The sequence below is a fragment of the Clostridium sp. DL1XJH146 genome, from assembly GCF_054819755.1.
The window spans coordinates 1-437 of sequence record NZ_JBTVVN010000111.1; the positions used below are offsets into that span (position 1 = coordinate 1).

The 437-nt window shown below is 27.9% G+C and carries 1 protein-coding gene; it reads right to left on the reverse strand.

The features are described from left to right. Nucleotides 1-437 (reverse strand): Rpn family recombination-promoting nuclease/putative transposase (locus ACVHXK_RS18710; protein WP_461207923.1); only part of this gene is annotated, 437 nt, incomplete at both ends.

Consider the following 437-nt stretch of genomic DNA (forward strand, 5'->3'; position numbering starts at 1 on the left):
TTCCTTCTTTTATTCCTTCTTTTATTCCCTCTTCTCTTGCCCCTTCTAATCTTGAAGCTTCATCCATTATAGCTTTTTCTCTCAATCTAGCAAGTATAACAGTCTCCTCATCTTGACTTAAATATTCTAGCGTTTCATGAGCTTTTTTTATTTTATCCTCCACCATTTCAATCTCCTCCAAAGCCTCGTCCTCAGGATTAACTAGAAATGTTAACCATCTTTCCAAAGGATCTTGTAAATTTTTATTCACTTTAATAAATTTAGGTAGTTCTATAAAATGAATTTGTAATATATCTGTTAATCTCTTCTTTGATTTATCTTCACAAATAGAATTTATTGTATGATAATTTTCAAATTCTAAATAATTAAAATTCAAAATGTTGATTGTTATAGTTTTAGTTAAAGATGAATATTTACTTCCGCTTTTTATTTTAGAG